Source organism: Mesorhizobium sp. M0239, assembly GCF_040321815.1.
Classification (GTDB): Bacteria; Pseudomonadota; Alphaproteobacteria; order Rhizobiales; family Rhizobiaceae; genus Mesorhizobium.
The window spans coordinates 55274-70165 of record NZ_JAMYSG010000026.1; the positions used below are offsets into that span (position 1 = coordinate 55274).

General features: G+C 67.0%; 14 protein-coding genes. 1 reads left to right on the top strand and 13 read right to left on the bottom strand.

Annotated elements, in window-relative coordinates; all coding sequences use genetic code 11:
* Position 1: 1 nt before the first annotated feature.
* The 6 genes from cobS to cbiE are packed head-to-tail and all read right to left on the bottom strand — an operon-like array spanning position 2 to position 5280.
* Complete coding sequence (gene cobS, locus NKI99_RS24940; protein WP_352612411.1) at positions 2 to 778, bottom strand: adenosylcobinamide-GDP ribazoletransferase; 777 nt, start codon at positions 776 to 778, stop codon at positions 2 to 4.
* 3 nt (positions 779 to 781) lie between these two features.
* Entirely contained in the window at positions 782 to 2095 is a 1314-nt protein-coding gene (locus tag NKI99_RS24945; RefSeq protein ID WP_352612412.1) for a cobyrinic acid a,c-diamide synthase CobB, read from the bottom strand.
* Positions 2092 to 2910, bottom strand: coding sequence for a uroporphyrinogen-III C-methyltransferase (gene cobA, locus NKI99_RS24950; protein WP_352612414.1), 819 nt, complete (start codon positions 2908 to 2910; stop codon positions 2092 to 2094). The genes NKI99_RS24945 and cobA overlap by 4 nt, the downstream gene beginning before the upstream one ends.
* Positions 2907 to 3671, bottom strand: coding sequence for a precorrin-4 C(11)-methyltransferase (gene cobM / locus NKI99_RS24955; protein WP_352612416.1), 765 nt, complete (start codon positions 3669 to 3671; stop codon positions 2907 to 2909). The genes cobA and cobM overlap by 4 nt, the downstream gene beginning before the upstream one ends.
* Positions 3668 to 4054, bottom strand: a complete 387-nt coding sequence (locus tag NKI99_RS24960) for a cobalamin biosynthesis protein (RefSeq protein WP_352612458.1) — start codon at positions 4052 to 4054, stop codon at positions 3668 to 3670. The genes cobM and NKI99_RS24960 overlap by 4 nt, the downstream gene beginning before the upstream one ends.
* Positions 4051 to 5280 (bottom strand): precorrin-6y C5,15-methyltransferase (decarboxylating) subunit CbiE, encoded by a 1230-nt coding sequence (gene cbiE, locus NKI99_RS24965; RefSeq protein WP_352612417.1) that lies wholly within the window; start codon positions 5278 to 5280, stop codon positions 4051 to 4053. The genes NKI99_RS24960 and cbiE overlap by 4 nt, the downstream gene beginning before the upstream one ends.
* A gap of 1 nt (position 5281) precedes the next feature.
* Here cbiE and NKI99_RS24970 point away from each other — a divergent pair, with 1 nt between their 5' ends.
* Positions 5282 to 6043, top strand: coding sequence for a cobalt-precorrin-6A reductase (locus NKI99_RS24970; protein ID WP_023812399.1), 762 nt, complete (start codon positions 5282 to 5284; stop codon positions 6041 to 6043).
* On the opposite strand, the gene NKI99_RS24975 is transcribed toward NKI99_RS24970, so the two are convergent.
* From NKI99_RS24975 to NKI99_RS25005, 7 genes are read right to left on the bottom strand one after another with little or no spacing between them, the layout of a single operon-like run.
* Positions 6007 to 6771, bottom strand: a complete 765-nt coding sequence (locus NKI99_RS24975) for a precorrin-3B C(17)-methyltransferase (RefSeq protein ID WP_023812398.1) — start codon at positions 6769 to 6771, stop codon at positions 6007 to 6009. The two genes, NKI99_RS24970 and NKI99_RS24975, sit on opposite strands and share 37 nt — an antisense overlap.
* A complete protein-coding gene (locus NKI99_RS24980; protein ID WP_352612419.1) occupies positions 6768 to 7526 on the bottom strand; it encodes a precorrin-2 C(20)-methyltransferase in 759 nt (252 codons plus the stop codon). The genes NKI99_RS24975 and NKI99_RS24980 overlap by 4 nt, the downstream gene beginning before the upstream one ends.
* Complete coding sequence (locus NKI99_RS24985) at positions 7523 to 8155, bottom strand: precorrin-8X methylmutase (RefSeq protein WP_128304427.1); 633 nt, start codon at positions 8153 to 8155, stop codon at positions 7523 to 7525. The genes NKI99_RS24980 and NKI99_RS24985 overlap by 4 nt, the downstream gene beginning before the upstream one ends.
* 2 nt (positions 8156 to 8157) lie before the next feature.
* Complete coding sequence (gene cobG / locus NKI99_RS24990) at positions 8158 to 9654, bottom strand: precorrin-3B synthase (RefSeq protein WP_352612421.1); 1497 nt, start codon at positions 9652 to 9654, stop codon at positions 8158 to 8160.
* Positions 9651 to 13373: a cobaltochelatase subunit CobN gene (locus tag NKI99_RS24995; protein ID WP_352612423.1), complete on the bottom strand. Its 3723-nt coding sequence runs from the start codon at positions 13371 to 13373 to the stop codon at positions 9651 to 9653. Before NKI99_RS24995 ends, cobG begins: the two co-directional genes overlap by 4 nt.
* Positions 13374 to 13391: 18 nt before the next feature.
* On the bottom strand, positions 13392 to 14444 hold the full coding sequence (cobW, locus tag NKI99_RS25000; protein WP_352612425.1) for a cobalamin biosynthesis protein CobW: 1053 nt from the start codon (positions 14442 to 14444) through the stop codon (positions 13392 to 13394).
* Between the two features lie 2 nt (positions 14445 to 14446).
* Complete coding sequence (locus NKI99_RS25005) at positions 14447 to 14875, bottom strand: DUF1636 family protein (protein WP_352439823.1); 429 nt, start codon at positions 14873 to 14875, stop codon at positions 14447 to 14449.
* Positions 14876 to 14892 lie beyond the last annotated feature (17 nt).

A 14892-nucleotide genomic window follows, 5' to 3' on the forward strand; every position in this document is an offset into this window, starting at 1 on the left:
ATCAGGAAAGCGCTACGGAAGCGACGAGCAGCACCGCGATCTCGCTTGCCTGCTGCAAGGCGCCGATCGTGTCGCCGGTCTGGCCGCCGATCTGATTGAGGCAAAGGACACGGAAGGCGGCAAACAGCAGGCCAAGCAGGATGAGCGCGAAAACGGCGCCGCCCAGCCCGAGCAGCAGCAGCAGGATCGCGCCGAGCACGGCGCCGGCCATGGCGGTTTCCTGCGAGACGGTGCCGGCGTCGGCCGAGAGGCCGTCGACCCGCGCTGGGGGCAAGAGGTGCATGAAGGCGCCGATCAGGCCGCGCGAGGCCGCGTGTGCGGCCAGCAGGGCGAACAGCGCCTGTGTGGGGTCGACGAGTTGCGAAAGCGCGCTCCAGCGGATCAGCAGCGACAGAGCCAGCGCCGCGGCACCATATGTACCGATGCGGCTGTCACGCATGATCTCGAGTTTGCGGCCGCGTGATTTGCCGCCGCCAAAGCCGTCGGCGACGTCGGACAGCCCGTCCTCATGCAGGCAGCCGGTGGTGAGCAGGGTTGCCACGAGCGCAAGGGTGGCCGCCGGCCCCATGGCAAGGCCAAACCGTTCCGCCGTGGCAAAGACGATGGCGCCGATCAGGCCGACGACGAGGCCGGCGACAGGGGCGGCCCAGATCGCGGCGGCGAGGCTGCGGCCGCGAAAGTCGAAGACGGGCAGCGGCAGACGGGTGAAGAAGACCAGGCAGAGCGCGATGTCGTCGACGACCTGCCGCGGTGAAAGGGCCAGATTCTTGAACTTCATGCTCTAGCCCCTCGCAATCGCGTGGAAGAAGGTGCCGCTGACATGGCCGCGCCGATAGCCCGAGGCGCCGATCGGATTGCCCTGGCCGTCGGCGAGGTCGGCCAACGGCTCGTCATTGCCTGTCGCCGTCATCTGCGCATAGTGGAATTCGTGGCCGCGGATCAGCGCACCTTGTGAGCCCAGCGGGCAGTCGGCGCGCAACCGCGCCTCGCGGTAGCCGAGGTTCATCTTGCGCCTGGCGAAGCTGGTGGCATGGCCGAGCAGGCCGAGCATCGCATGCGTTTCGCCCGATGCGTCCTCCAGCGCTTCGCCCAGCACCATGAAGCCACCGCACTCGCCATGGATGGGCTTTGTTGCTGCAAAACGCGCCATCCCGGCGCGGAAATTCGCGGCGGCGGCGAGCTTGCCGGCGTGTAGCTCGGGATAGCCGCCGGGCAGCCAGCAGACATCGCAAGCCTCGTCGGGCGCTTCATCGGCAAGCGGCGAGAACGGGACGATTTCCGCACCCGCCTTGCGCCAGTAGGCGGCGACATGTGGATAGAGGAAGGTGAAGGCGGCATCCTCGGCCAACGCGATGCGCTGGCCGGGCGGCGCCAGCGCGTCGTCGAAGCTGCCGGGCGCCGGGGTGAAGGGTGTCGCCAGGGCCATGATGGCGTCGAGGTCGAGCGACTTTTCCGCCATGTCGGCCAGCCGGTCGAGATGCGTCATCAGGTCGTCATACTCGCCGGCCTGGACGAGGCCGAGGTGGCGCTCGGGCAAATTGAGCGTGGGATCGCGCAGGATGGCGCCGACGACCGGCAGGCCGATCGCCTCGATGGCCTCGCTGCACAGCTTGCGGTGCCGCTCGCTGCCCAGCCGGTTGAGCACGACGCCCGCCATGCGCACGTCCGGATCATAGGTGGCAAAACCCTTGGCGACGGCGGCCGCGGTGGTCGACTGGCCGGAGACGTCGAGCACCAGCAGCACCGGCAGGCCGTAGAGCCGCGCCAGGTCGGCGGCCGAGCCGGTGCGCCCCGGCGAGGCCGGAATGCCGTCGAACAGGCCCATGGCGCTTTCGAGGATGACGAAATCGGTGTCATCGGCGGCCTGCGCGGCGAGCGCGTTGAGCAGCGAGGGCGGCATCGCCCAGCTGTCGAGATTGACGCCGGACAGGCCCGTGGCGGCGGTGTGGAAGCCGGGGTCGATATAGTCGGGGCCGGATTTGGCGCCGCGCACTTTCAACCCGCGCCGGGTGAGCGCGCGTAAAATGCCGATGGTGACACTGGTCTTGCCGGAGCCGGAGCGCGGCGCGCCGATGATGATGGCGCGGGCCGTCATGCTTGCCCCGCAAGGGCCGCGCGCATGGCGACGATGCCGCCAACGACGATCAGCGCCGGCGAGGCGAGACCGGCGGCTGCGGCTTTCTCGGCAATGGTGGCGAGCGTGGCGACGATCGTTCGTTCCTGCGGCGTTGTCGCGGCGACGATCACTGCCGCCGGCGTCGACGGCGCCAGCCCGCCATCGAGCAGTGCCGCCGCGATCAAAGGCAGGTTGGCCATGCCCATATAGACGACGACAGGCTGGCCGGTGCGGGCGATCGCCGCCCAATCGAGATCGTCATCGGTGCCAGCGGCGTGGCCGGTCGCCAGGATCAGCGCCTTGTTGATGCCGCGCATGGTGGCCGGGATGCCGGTCGCGGCCAGCGCGCTGAGGCCCGATGTCAGGCCGGGCAGGACGCGGAACGGGATATTTTCGCGCGCCAGCGCCAGAGCTTCTTCGCCGCCACGGCCAAAAATATAGGGATCGCCGCCCTTCAGCCTGACGACGCGGCGGCCGTCGCGCGCCAGTCGCACCAAAAGCGCGGTGATGTCGTCCTGTTTCATCGACGGTTTGCCGCCGCGCTTGCCGGCAAAGAAAAGCTCGGCATTTTCGGCGACGGCGACGACATCGGATGAGACGAGCGCGTCGTAGACCAGCGCATCCGCCTCGGTCAACGCCGCCAGCACTTCGAGCGTCAGGCAGCCGGGGTCGCCGGGGCCGGCGCCGGCCAGCCAGACATGGCCCGGCTCAAGCCGGCGCGGCTTGAAGTTCAGCCGGGACAATGCCTGTTCGAGCGTGGCGTTTTGGCCCTTGTTTTTGGTGCTGCCGCTCACAATCCGTCCCGTCCGCGAAAACGCCGCTGGTAGTGGGCGTCGTATAATGAACTCTCGCCAAAACCTTCCGCCGCCAGCGAGCGGCCGACGAAGATGATCGCCGTGCGCTCCATCGGATCGGCGGCGAGCAGCGCTTCGACGGTCGCCAGCGTGCCGGTCAGCACACGCTCGTCCGGCCAGGAGGCGCGGAAGACGATCGCCACCGGGCAATCGCCGCCATAGTGCGGCGTCAACTCGGCGACGACGCGATCGATGGCGTGGATAGCCAGATGAACGGCGAGCGTGGCGCCGGTGCGGCCGAAGCCGGCCAGCGTTTCGCCTGGCGGCATTTTAGACGCGCGGCCGGAGATGCGGGTCAGCACCAGGCTTTGCGCGATCTCGGGGATGGTCAACTCGCGGCGCAACGCTGCGGCGGCAGCGGCGAAGGAGGGGACGCCCGGAGTCAGCGTGTAGGAAATGCCGTGCTTTTCCAGCCGGCGGATCTGCTCGGCCACGGCGCTCCATACGGACAGGTCGCCGGAATGCAGGCGGGCGACATCGTGACCTGATTTGTGCGCCTCGAGATACTCGGCCTCGATCTCGTCGAGCGACATCGGTGCGGTGTCGATCAGTTTTGTCCCCGGCGCGCAGTGCTGCAGCAATTCGGGTGCGACGATCGAACCAGCGTGAAGGCAGACCGGGCAGCTTGCCAGCAGCCTCGCACCGCGCAGCGTGATGAGGTCGGCGGCACCTGGACCGGCGCCGATGAAATGGACGGTCATGGCGCATCTCCACTGATGGCGATGGCGCAGGTGACCGGGCCGAGCACCGTGCGGGGCCCGACCAGTCTGGCGCCTTTGCCGGCGACGGCAAGGGCGGATGCTTCGGAAACCGACGGCGTGCCGGCCAGATCCTGCGAGAGGTCGGAATGGCTGAGCGTGTCCGGCGAGGCGGCCTGGAGCGCTGAGTCATCGACGACAATGACCGGAAGACGCAGCGCGCGGCCAGCGGCAGGGATGGCTTCTTCATCCTTCTTCAGCGTGGCAGTCGCCAATGCCGAAAGCGCCGTCACCGCCAGCCCATGCGCTTCGAGCGCGGTTTCTATCGCCGCAAGCACGTCTTCGACGCTCACGCCCTTTCGGCAGCCTATGCCCGCGACCATCATGGCTTCACCCAGCTCCATTGGGTCACCGGCATGGCCGGCCGCCACGCCTGCATCGCGCCGACGGGCGAAGCGCGGGATATGGCTATCCGGGTAAGGTCACCGCCGAGCGAGACATGGCGGGCAAGAAGCAAGGTTTCCATCTCCAGCGTCACCGCATTGGCGACGAGGCGGCCGCCGGGACGCAGGGCCTTGATGGCAGCGTTCAAGACGCCGGCATCGCTGCCGCCGCCGCCAATGAAGATCGCGTCCGGCGTGTCCAGCCTGGCAAGTGCCTTGGGGGCGCTGCCTTCGACCACGACAAGGCCGGGAACGCCGCATGCGGCGGCGTTGCGGCCAGTGCGGGCGGCGCGGATCGGATCGGCCTCGATGGCTATGGTGCGCATCGAAGGATGGGCCAGCATCCATTCGATGCCGATAGAACCGGAGCCAGCGCCGATGTCCCACAGCAATTCGCCGCGCTTGGGCGCCAGCGCTGACAGGGTGATCGCACGGATTTCGCGTTTGGTGATCTGGCCGTCGTGATCGAACAGATGGTCGGCAAGACCTGATGTGAGAGGCAGGATGCGCGCGTCCGGGCCGGATTCAACTTCGATCGCCAGAACGTTGAGCGGATTGATGCTTTCGAGATCGAAGGCATCGGCGCGGGCGGTGCGCCGGTTTTCGCTTGGCCCGCCTAGTGTCTCCAGGATTGTCAGCCGCGAGGCGCCGAAGTCGAGTTCGGTGAGCAGGCGCGCTATTGCCGCCGGCGCATCGCTATCCGACGTCAGTGCCAAAATACTCGCCCCTGGCTGCAGCAGCGGCCGGATCAAGTCGAGCGGCCGGCCGTGCAGCGAGACGGTCTCGATGTCCTGCAGCGCCCAACCAAGGCGCGCGGCCGCCAGCGAAACGGCCGACGGGGCGGGGATGACATGCATCTCCTGTGGCTTGACCTTGCGGGCGAGGGTGGCGCCGACGCCGTGGAAGAACGGATCGCCGGAAGCGAGCACGCAGACGCGCCTACCCGCACGCGCCAGCACGTCAGCCATCTCGGCATCGAACGGAACCGGCCACGGGTGCGGCTCGCCCTTGGCGAAGGACGCGACCAGCGCCAGGTGCCGCTTGCCGCCGAAGATGATCTCCGCCTCGGCAATCCGCTGCTTGGCCTCGTCGCCGAGACCCGCTAAACCGTCCTCGCCGATGCCGACGATTGTGAGCCAGGCGGCGCTCGATTGACCCCTAGCAGGCATGATGACCCACCGCATTCTGATCCTCGGCGGCACCACCGAAGCCCGGCAACTGGCCGGGAAACTGGCGGCGCGAGCCTCGGTCACGCTGTCGCTGGCTGGCCGCACTGAAAGCCCGGTCGCGCAAGGCGTGCCGGTGCGAAGCGGAGGCTTTGGCGGTGCCGATGGGCTGGCCGCCTATCTGCGGGAGACGGGCACCGACCTGCTGATCGACGCCACGCATCCCTATGCGGTGCAAATCTCCGCCAATGCCGCGCAAGCGGCGCGCATTGCCAGTTTGCCGATCCTTGCCCTGCGACGCCCCGGCTGGGAGCCTGTCGAAGGCGACCGCTGGACTGAGGTCAATACATCCGGCGATGCCGCGCGAGCGCTTGGACCGGCGCCGCGCCGTGTTTTCCTGGCGCTGGGCCGGCAAGAGGTCGCTGCTTTCGAAGCTGCGCCCCAGCATCATTATCTCGTCCGCAGCGTCGACGCGATCGAGCCCAAGCTTGCCGTGCCGGATGCGAGCTATCTTCTGGCCCGTGGCCCGTTTCGTGAGGCGGAGGAACGCGCGCTGCTCGAAAAGTATCGCATCGATGTCATCGTGTCCAAGAACAGCGGCGGCGCGGCGACTTATGGCAAGATCGTTGCGGCGCGGGCGCTTGGGATTGAGCTGGTCATGATCCGCAGGCCGGCTTTGCCGGATGTTGCTTCGGCTGAAACCGTCGAACAACTCGCCGCGATGATCGATCATTTTGTCCGTCCCGTGGACGAACGCGGCGTGTAGACCAGCGCCGGCTTCTCCGCGCGCTTGATGATCCTTGTTTCCGGCGAGCCGATGATGATGCAGGTCGCCATGTCGGCCTTTTCAGCCTCGACATCGGCCAGCAGAGTGACCTCGATGCGCTCGTCCGGGCGGCCGGCGGCGCGGCCGAAAATCACCGGCGTGGTGCCGGGCAGAATCGCGGCCAGGCATTCGAAGGCGCGGCCGAGCTGCCAGGGGCGCGCCTTGCTGATGGGATTGTAGAGTGCGATTACGAAGCCGGCGCCGGCCGCCGCCAGCAGGCGCAGTTCGATCAGCTCCCAGGGCTTGAGATTGTCGGACAGCGAGATGGCGCAGAAATCATGGCCCAGCGGCGCGCCGATTCGGGCGGCGACCGCGAGCATTGCGGTGATGCCGGGCACGACGGCGATGTCGACCGCGCGCCATTCGGCCGGGCCGGCCTCGATCGCTTCGCAAACGGCCGCAGCCATGGCGAACACGCCGGGATCGCCACCAGAGACGACGGCGACATCGTGGCCTTCGGCCGCCTTGATCAAGGCGTCCTTGGAGCGGGCGAGTTCCTCGCGATTGTCGGAAGCGACGCGGGTCTGATCCGGGCGCAGCTCCAGCCGGTCGAGATAGGGTTTGTAGCCGTAAAAGAATTTGGCCTCGGCGACGGCGCGGCTGGCTTCCGGGGTGACCTGATGGGCATTGCCGGGGCCAAGGCCGATGACGGTGAGACGACCGCTCATGCCTGCGCTCCCAAGACGCCAGGCCGGCCGGACCAGCCGGCGACCAGCACGATGGCGAAATAGGGCGCCTTGTCATCCTGCTTGTCGGCAAGCTTCATGGAGACGCTGCCGGCCATGGTGCCGCGCTCGACATAGACGGCGCGCGACAGTTTGGCCGTAGCTTCCAGCGCTCGTCTGATCTTGGGCAGGTTGCGGCCGACCTTCATGATGACGGCGGCATCGGTGTCGGCCAGCCTGCGCGTCAACTCGAATTCGCTCATCGTGCCGGGCAGCACCGTCAGCACGTCGTCGCCCTGGACGATCGGAACACCAGTCTGCGACCAGCAGCCGGACATGGCGGTGATTCCGGGAATGACTTCGGTCGGGAAGCGATGAGCGAGCCGGACATGCAGATGCATGTAGGAGCCGTAGAAAAGCGGATCGCCCTCGGACAGCACGGCAACCATCCTGCCGGCTTCGAGGTGCTCGGCGACCCTCTCGGCCGACTCCTCATAGAAAGCCGTGATCTGCGACCGGTAGTCGTCGTGGTCCTTGTCGATTTCGGTGGTGACGGGATAGAGCAGCGGCAATTCCGTCATTTCGGGCCGGAACTGCGCTTCGACAATGGCACGCGCGTTGCTGTTGTTGCCGCGCTTGGCGAAATAGGCCACGACATCGGCTTCCGCCAAGACGCGCGCGGCTTTTAGCGTCAGCAGTTCGGGGTCGCCGGGACCGGTGCCGACGCCGATGAGACGGCCTTTGAGAAAGGCGTTCACAGGCCCGGCCTCGCCAATGAATTGAGCGCGGCGGCGGTCATGGCGCTGCCACCGAGCCGGCCGCGCACGATGGCGTAGGGAACGCCATAGGAATTCTCGGCCAGCGCGTCCTTGGATTCCGCAGCGCCGACGAAGCCGACCGGCATGCCGATGATGGCCGCCGGTTTCGGCGCGCCGTCGCGCAGTTTTTCCAATAGATAGAACAGCGCGGTCGGCGCATTGCCGATGGCGACCACCGACCCCGCCAAGCGTTCGCCCCAAAGGTCGATCGCGGCGGCCGAACGGGTGTTGCCGATTTGCCCAGCGATGTCGTGCGTGCGCGGATCGCGCAAGGTGCAGATCACCTCGTTGCCGGCTGGCAGCCTGGCGCGGGTGACGCCATGCGAGACCATTTCCGCGTCGCAGAAGATCGGCGCGCCAGCCGCCAAAGCGGTGCGCGCGGCGGCAACGAAATCGGTGGAGAAGACGAAATGACTGGCGGCTTCGACCTGGCCGCAGGCATGGATCATGCGGATGGCGACATCGGCCTCGGCTTCGGAGAAGCGCGACAGATCGGCCTCGGCGCGGATGATGGCGAAGGAGCGCTCGTAGATCGCCGTGCCGTCATGGATATAGTCGTAGGCGGCCATGCTCATTTCCGTTTTTCAGTTTGGGCCTGTCGGTAAGCCTCGGCGATTGCCACCGGCCCGAGCCTTGTCAGGCAAGCGGCGGCGGTTTCGCCTTGATATCGTGCGCTGCGGATCATTGCCGCCACGCGGCCAATGCCGCGCGCGGCGTCATAGCCCGGCCTGTAGCCGGCAGGAAGGCCCTTTGCCGTCGCGTTCACGACAAGTCCGGCTCCGTTTTCGCCGCCGACAATCGTCAGCGCCGCCGAGCCGGGGTGGGCGCAACCCTTGGCGCAGCCGGAAACGTGCAGGGTGAAGTCGAGGATGTCGGCATTTTCAGCGGCAATCGTCTCGGCAATGTCGCGCGTGGCGATGCGGCCGGAGGCGCAGGCTGGTGTGCCCGGGCAGGCGGCGATGCGCGTGCGCGGGTCGGTGGGGGCGGTGACGAAGCCGAGGGTGGCGGCGGTGTGCTGAAGGGTTTGGTTGGCGGCGGTTGGTTGACCAAGGAAAAGCAGGGCACGGCCGGGGGCGAGGCGGATTTCGGTGGTGCCGAGGGTGAGGGCACTCTGGGCGAGAGAGATGATTTTGTCCGCCGGCATGCTGCCGTAGGGGAGGGCGATGCCGAGGGCGTGGTCGGTCGATAAAGAGAAAAGACCGATAGGTCGGCGATCCTGCACACCCCCCTCTGTCCTGCCGGACATCTCCCCCGCAAGGGGGGAGATTGAGCCGTCATCGGCGCTTTCGCCAATTGCCGACGTCACGTCCACGGCCGATGTTGCAGGACGAGAGCCGGCGTCGGAACTGCCGATCTCCCCCCTTGCGGGGGAGATGTCCGGCAGGACAGAGGGGGGTGTGACGGAGTGCCAACCTGCGAGAGAGACCAATTGGCGCTCCGTCAAATCCCTCGCATGCGCCTCCCGACTCTTCTCGGCAATCATCCTGAGCACCGCAACGGCAATATCGCGCGCTACATCGTCATCGACCGTCGCAAGCGGCCTCGCGCTTTGGCCGTCACCTGAAACAGACACAGCCCACAGCACGCCAGCGCTGGCCCGCACCGCCTTCAGCCGCACATCGGCCGTCACCGCATCCATGGTCAACTGCTCGCCGCCATCGACAATCACGGAAACCTTCGGCCCCAGCCTCGGCGCTAATCCAGCCTCGTCAATCGCCGCCCTGATCCGCTCGGCCAGCGGCTGGGGATCGGCAATCTCTTGCGGGTCGATGCCGGCCAGCGGCCCGGTCTCGACCGGCACGCCGGTGCGCACCGCGATATCAAGCGCATCGACCTCCGCCGCCAGCAGCGCCGCGCTGTCCGTGGTCAGCCCGCGTATCTGCAGACTGCCGCGCGCGGTGACTTCCATGATGCCGTTGCCATGCCGCAAGGCGGATTCGGCTAACCCGATCAAAAGCTTCGGCGACAATCCTCCAGCAACCGGGTTGAGCCGCACCAAAAGCCCGTCACCGGTTTGCATCGGGGCCGACAAGGCCGGGCAGGCGCCGCGACGCGAGAAGGCGTTCATGCCGCCACCCCAAGCGCTTCTGCTTCGGCAATCAGGGCGGCGAGATCGTCGTCGATGGAATTGCGCAGGGGATGCCAGAGGCCACGCCGGCGCGCCGACAGGAAGCGTTCGGCGATGACTTTCGCGGCGGCGGGGTTCTCGCGCAGGATGAAGGCGCGAACCATGGGATCGCCGAGATAGGCGTCATGAACCGCCTCGATCAGCGTTCCCGAAATGGCGTGTGTGGTTTCGGCAAAGCCGACCAGCCGGTCGACGGTTTCGGCAAATTCGGAGGCGCCGCGTGGGCCGTGGCGCATCTGGCCTGCAATGAAGCGTGGATTGACGGCGCGGGCGCGCACCACCCGCGATACCGCTTCGCCTACCGAGCGGGGCTTCGGCCTTTGCGGATCGGTGGTGTCGAGCACGATGACGTCGGCATGCCTGCCCAGGGTTGCCAAGGCCGCCGAAAACCCGCCAATGAAGGCGACGTCGGCGGAGCCCTCGAGGATATCGCGGCCGGGGTCGTCGCCGGTGTGGACGAGAAGATCGGCTTCGGCGATGCGGCCTTCGAAGGCGCCGGGCACCGAGATGCCTTCTCCTTCTGCGCCGCCATAGGCGTGCGAGGTGGCGTCGAGATAGGCGCGGCCGATTTCTTCGCGCGCGGCCCAGTTGCCGGAGGACAAGACATCCTCGACGCCGGCGCCATAGGTACCGGGCGAGGTGCCGAAGATGCGCGGGCTGAGCTTGCCGTCGGCACGGGTTTTGGCCGCGAGCGGGTTTTCCGTATCGTCCTCGTCGCGGGCGGCTACCGCGTTGGCGGCGGCATCGATCAGTGCGATCTGGGTCGGGAACATATCGCGGAACAGGCCTGATATGCGCCAGGTGACATCGACGCGTGGCCTTCCGAGCGTGGCCGGCGACAATACCTCGATGCCGGTGATGCGGCCGGTCGCCGAATCCCATTGCGGCCGGCAGCCCATCAGCGCCAATCCTTGCGCGATCTCCTCGCCGCCGGTGCGCAGTGAGGCCGAGCCCCAGAGATCGATGACCAGCGAGCGCGGCCAGTCGCCATGCGATTGCATGTAGCCGCGCACCACTTCCTCCGCCGCTGCCTTGCCCAGATCATAGGCGGTCGGCGTCGGCATGGTGCGCGGGTCCGAGGTGAACAGGTTGCGGCCGGTGGGCAGAACGTCCGAGCGACCCCGCGCGGGCGCGCCGGCCGGGCCGGCCTTGACGTGGCGGCCATCGAGTGCGGCGAGCAGCGCCGCCTTCTCGGCTGCCGCACTCTGGCGCCGCATGGCGTCGGGCTCGTCCTCAGGGGCGCGGCCATAGATATGCAGCCCGTCCTTGATGGCAAAATCCTTGAGGTCGCAGAGCCAGGCGTCGATGCGGCGCAACGCTTCGTCGGGCGCGTCGGTCGTGGCGACGCCGGCTTCGGAAGCGAGGCCGGTCTTCTGCGCCGTCTCGACGATCAGCTTGGCAAGGCGGTCGCGGCGGCGGCGGTCGAGCCCGTCGGCCTGGGCGTATTCGTCGACCAACCGTTCCAGCTTGTGCTGGTTCTCGTCCAGCTCGGCATCGGTCAGTGGCGGCGGCAGGTGGCCAAGGGTGACGGCGGCGATGCGGCGCTTGGCCTGCGCCGCTTCGCCTGGGTTGGAGACGATGAAGGGATAGATGACGGGCAAGGCGCCGGTGACGATCTCGGGAAAGCAGTTCTCCGAAAGCGCAACGGTCTTGCCCGGCAGCCACTCCAGCGTGCCATGCGCGCCGACATGGACAAGCGCGTGGACGCCGAGCGACTTGCGCAGCCACAGGCCGAAGGCGATCAGCGCATGGCGCGGCGGCAGCGTCGGGTCGTGGTAGTCGGCGCGGCGGTCGACGGAGCGGCCGCGGTCTGGGGCGAGGGCTACGGTGATGTTGCCGAAGGTGGCGGCGCGGAAGGGGAAGTGGGCGGCGGTTGGCGCTTGAGCACCCCCCTCTGTCCTGCCGGACATCTCCCCCGCAAGGGGGGAGATTGAGCTCTCATTGCCGCTTTCGCCAGCTACGAACGTCGCAGAATGAGCGCCGATGGCGGAACTGCCGATCTCCCTCCTTGCGGGGGAGATGTCCGGCAGGACAGAGGGGGGTGCCTCGCACAAACCTATCTCATATTCAGCCTTCCAAGCTGCATCTACGGCAGCAATTGCTGCAGACGGCAGTGCCTTCGAGAACTCCACATAATCCCTCAAGGCCAAGCCATGCCCGCCCTGGCCCAGTCGCGCCAGCAACTCACGCGGCGTTTGCGGAATCCCCTCAACGACATAGCCCTGTTCGCTGAGGTCCTGCAGCATGGCCAGCACGCTGGACGGGACATCCAAACCCACGGCGTAGCCGGTGCGGCCGGGGGCACTGGGATAATCCGGGATCAGGATGGCTAGCTTGCGCTCGGCGCGGGGCGTCTCTTGCAACTTGATAAAGGCCGCGACGCGGTCAGCCACTTGCGCCACACGATCCGGTTCCGGCCGGTTGGCAAAGGCGCGGTGGCCAAGTGCTGGATCGGTCTCGCTCTCACCCTTAAAGGAAATGGCGCCGGCCAGGATGCGGCCGTCGAGTTCGGGCAGCACGACATGCATGGCAAGGTCGGCGGGCGCCAGGCCGCGCTGGTTGGTCTCCCAGACATCGTGGCGGGTGGTGGCGACGATGACCTGGAAGACCGGCATGCCGGCGCGGTCGAACAGGGTCTCATTGCCGGGTTCGGCGCCGGACGCGAAAGCGGTCGCGGTGATGATGGCGGCGGGTTTCAGCGAGGCGAGTGCTGTTTCCACGAAGGCCAGGGATGCGGGGTCCTTGAGGCTGGAGACGAAGATGGGAACCGGCTTGATGCCGCGCTGGCGGAGCGCTTCGAAAAGCGCATCGATGGGCGCGACATCGGCGGCCAATAGCATCGAGCGATAGAACAGGATGGGGATGATAGGAGCGTTGACGTTGTCAGCGTCGAGTTCCTTCACACCCCCCTCTGTCCTGCCGGACATCTCCCCCGCAAGGGGGGAGATTGCGCTGTCATTGGAGATTTCGCCAATTGTCGAGGTTGCGGACGCGTCAGCTTCTAATGAAACGGGAAAAGAGCCGGCTTTGATGAAGTCCGATCTCCCCCCTTGCGGGGGAGATGTCCGGCAGGACAGAGGGGGGTGTGAAGGATCACCAACGACCCCAAGTCCTGGCTCATAAAACCCGGCTTTCGGCACTGGAACCGGCTCTGCTACGTCCGCATCCGATCCAGCCAGTCGCGCCAGCCTCCGCACCAGCGCGCTCATATTCGCCGGGCCGCCCTCGCGGAAATAGTCGAGCAGGCCATCGAGCTCCTGGCGCGGCAGCGTCGAGGCTTCGATCAGGCGCAGATCCTCGTCGCGGCATTCGCCGGGCAGCAGCGCCAGCTTTATGCCGTGTGCGCGAGCGGTCGAGGCAAGCTGGTCGCAGCCGTAGCGCCACCAGTCGTAGCCGCCGAGGAGGCGCACGAGGATGACCTTGGCGTGGCGGGTGACGCTGTCGACCCAGAGGTCGACGGACATGGGATGGCGCAGGTCACGCAGGGCAGCCAGCCGCATCGAGGGCAGGCGGCCGGCATCGGCCTTCCAGGCTGCCGCCAGTCCGGCGAGGTCGCTGTCGGTGAAGGACAGGGCCACGATATCCGCCGGCGTCTGCCGCAGATCGACCGGCTCGGCGAGGTCGTCGAGCGAGGCGGATGTCGTGGTGAGGATGTGCATCGCAACCCGTGTCCGAGATCAGCCGGCGAGTATACGCTCGATCGCCGGGCGGTTCAGCCCCTTCAGGCCGATGACGACGAGACGCGAGCGGCGGTCGTCCTGCGCGGTCCAGGCGCGGTCATAGTAATGATTGACGCGCGGCCCGACGGCCTGCAGCAAGAGCCGCATCGGCTTGCCACCGACCTCGACGAAGCCTTTTACACGCAGCACGTTTTCTTCTTCGGCGACTGTGGCGACACGCTTTGCCAGTTCATCGGGATTGGCGATCGAGGCAATGTCGACAATGAACGTGTCGAAGTCGTCATGTTCGTGGTCGAATGCGCCGTCATGGTGGGACTTGCGGTTTTCGATGTCGTCCTCGACGGCGAGACCGAGCCCGAGCAGCACGGAGGGATCGACCTTGCCATGCGACGTCGGCACGATCTTCACGGCGCGGGCGGAGTGTTCGCCAATGATGGCGTTGGCGCGGGCGGTGCCGGCGGCGTCCATCAGGTCGCTTTTCGACAGGATGATCAGGTCGGCGCAGGCGATCTGATCCTCGAACACTTCTTCCACCGGATCGTCATGGTCGAGCGTCTCGTCCCCGGCGCGCTGCGCCTGCAAAGCATCCATGTCGTTGGCGACGCGGCCTTCGGCCAATGCCGGCCCGTCGACCACGGCGATGACGCCGTCGACTGTGACGCGGCTCTTTACGCTCGGCCATTGAAACGCCTGGACCAGCGGCTTGGGCAGCGCCAGGCCCGAAGTCTCGATCAGGATGTGGTCGACCCTCGGCGTCAGCGCGAGGATCTTGTCGAGCGCCGGGACGAAATCGTCGGCGACGGTGCAGCAGATGCAGCCATTGGCCAGTTCGACGATGTTTTCCTCCGGGCAGGTGTCTATGCCGCAGCCCTTGAGGATCTCGCCATCGATGCCGATGTCGCCGAATTCGTTGACAATGATGGCAATGCGCTTGCCGCCGGCGTTTTCCAGGAGATGGCGGACCAGCGTCGTCTTGCCGGCGCCGAGGAAGCCGGTGACGACGGTGCAGGGAACGCGGGAGAGGTTCGCAGGCGAATCTGGGGCAGTCATGGTCAATCCTTCAGCAGGTCTAAGGGAGGGATGCGGGCAACGAGGCCACGCTTCAGGCTATCGGGGCGGCCGCGCCATGGAATCAGGCCGTCCTTCGAGGTGGCGAAGAGCTTGGCGCCTGTCACGAGGTCGGCGCCGCTGGTCGTGGTCAGGTCGCCGAAGACATAGCTCCAGCACCCGTCGCGCAGGATGGCGGCGCTGAGGCGGCGCTTGCAATTGCCGAGGCATTCGACGCTGCGGATGCGGATGTCGTCGCCGGATGCGGCGCGGCGCGTGTCGTCCGCCAGCAATTCGCCGGCGCGGGGATGAGCGTCGGCGCCGGTCTCATCGCGGCAGGAGGCGCAGACGATGATGGTGACGCCGGCCAAGGCATCATCATGGCCGGACGAAATATCCGCTGTGCCAGCCGAAAAACTGCTGTCGTGGTCCAAGATCGGGCTCCTTGCCC